At 55.9% G+C, this 2,388-nt stretch carries 1 rRNA gene; it reads right to left on the bottom strand.

The window, feature by feature from the left end:
* Window positions 1–21: 21 nt before the first annotated feature.
* Window positions 22–2,388: ribosomal RNA gene (locus ACIQE0_RS38710) — 23S ribosomal RNA — on the bottom strand; the annotation flags it as partial.

Genomic DNA, 2,388 nt, shown 5'->3' with positions numbered 1-2,388 from the left:
ACACAGTGGACGCGAGCAACTGAGGACAAGCCCTCGGCCTATTAGTACCAGTCAACTCCACACCTTACGATGCTTCCATATCTGGCCTATCAACCCAGTCGTCTACTGGGAGCCTTACCCCATCAAGTGGGAGGGAGCCCTCATCTCGAAGCAGGCTTCCCGCTTAGATGCTTTCAGCGGTTATCCTTTCCGAACGTAGCCAACCAGCCATGCCCTTGGCAGAACAACTGGCACACCAGAGGTCCGTCCGTCCCGGTCCTCTCGTACTAGGGACAGCCCTTCTCAAGACTCCTACGCGCACAGCGGATAGGGACCGAACTGTCTCACGACGTTCTAAACCCAGCTCGCGTACCGCTTTAATGGGCGAACAGCCCAACCCTTGGGACCGACTCCAGCCCCAGGATGCGACGAGCCGACATCGAGGTGCCAAACCATCCCGTCGATATGGACTCTTGGGGAAGATCAGCCTGTTATCCCCGGGGTACCTTTTATCCGTTGAGCGACGGCGCTTCCACAAGCCACCGCCGGATCACTAGTCCCTACTTTCGTACCTGCTCGACCCGTCAGTCTCACAGTCAAGCTCCCTTGTGCACTTACACTCAACACCTGATTACCAACCAGGCTGAGGGAACCTTTGGGCGCCTCCGTTACCCTTTGGGAGGCAACCGCCCCAGTTAAACTACCCACCAGACACTGTCCCTGATCCGGATCACGGACCGAGGTTAGACATCCAGCACGACCAGAGTGGTATTTCAACAACGACTCCACACCAACTGGCGTTGGCGCTTCACAGTCTCCCACCTATCCTACACAAGCCGAACCGAACACCAATATCAAGCTATAGTAAAGGTCCCGGGGTCTTTCCGTCCTGCTGCGCGAAACGAGCATCTTTACTCGTAATGCAATTTCACCGGGCCTATGGTTGAGACAGTCGAGAAGTCGTTACGCCATTCGTGCAGGTCGGAACTTACCCGACAAGGAATTTCGCTACCTTAGGATGGTTATAGTTACCACCGCCGTTTACTGGCGCTTAAGTTCTCAGCTTCGCCCCACCGAAATGGAGCTAACCGGTCCCCTTAACGTTCCAGCACCGGGCAGGCGTCAGTCCGTATACATCGCCTTACGGCTTCGCACGGACCTGTGTTTTTAGTAAACAGTCGCTTCTCGCTGGTCTCTGCGGCCACCCCCAGCTCAGACAGTAAATGCCATCACCGGAAATGGCCCCCCTTCTCCCGAAGTTACGGGGGCATTTTGCCGAGTTCCTTAACCATAGTTCACCCGAACGCCTCGGTATTCTCTACCTGACCACCTGAGTCGGTTTAGGGTACGGGCCGCCTTGAAACTCACTAGAGGCTTTTCTCGACAGCATAGGATCATCCACTTCACCACAATCGGCTCGGCATCAGGTCTCAGCCTTAACGTGTGACGGATTTACCTACCACACGGCCTACACCCTTACCCCGGGACAACCACCGCCCGGGCTGGACTACCTTCCTGCGTCACCCCATCGCTTACCTACTACAAGTCTGGATCATCGGCTCCACCACTCCCCTCAACTCCGAAGAGATCAGGGCGGCTTCACGGACTTAGCATCGCCTGATTCAGTATTGGGCGCTTCAAAGCGGGTACCGGAATATCAACCGGTTGTCCATCGACTACGCCTGTCGGCCTCGCCTTAGGTCCCGACTTACCCTGGGCAGATCAGCTTGACCCAGGAACCCTTAGTCAATCGGCGCAAGAGTTTCCCACTCTTGTATCGCTACTCATGCCTGCATTCTCACTCGTGAACCGTCCACAACTCGTTTCCACGGCTGCTTCACCCGGCACACGACGCTCCCCTACCCAACCCAGCCTTCGTTGGAAGTTAATGCTGGATTGACACGACTTCGGCGGTGTACTTGAGCCCCGCTACATTGTCGGCGCGGAATCACTTGACCAGTGAGCTATTACGCACTCTTTCAAGGGTGGCTGCTTCTAAGCCAACCTCCTGGTTGTCTCTGCGACTCCACATCCTTTCCCACTTAGCACACGCTTAGGGGCCTTAGTCGATGCTCTGGGCTGTTTCCCTCTCGACCATGGAGCTTATCCCCCACAGTCTCACTGCCGCGCTCTCACTTACCGGCATTCGGAGTTTGGCTAAGGTCAGTAACCCGGTAGGGCCCATCGCCTATCCAGTGCTCTACCTCCGGCAAGAAACACACGACGCTGCACCTAAATGCATTTCGGGGAGAACCAGCTATCACGGAGTTTGATTGGCCTTTCACCCCTAACCACAGGTCATCCCCCAGGTTTTCAACCCTGGTGGGTTCGGTCCTCCACGAAGTCTTACCTCCGCTTCAACCTGCCCATGGCTAGATCACTCCGCTTCGGGTCTTGAGCATGCTACTC

The sequence above is a fragment of the Streptomyces sp. NPDC093097 genome, assembly GCF_044754325.1.
Lineage (GTDB): Bacteria > Actinomycetota > Actinomycetes > Streptomycetales > Streptomycetaceae > Streptomyces.
This window is presented reverse-complemented; position numbering and strand designations above follow the sequence as displayed.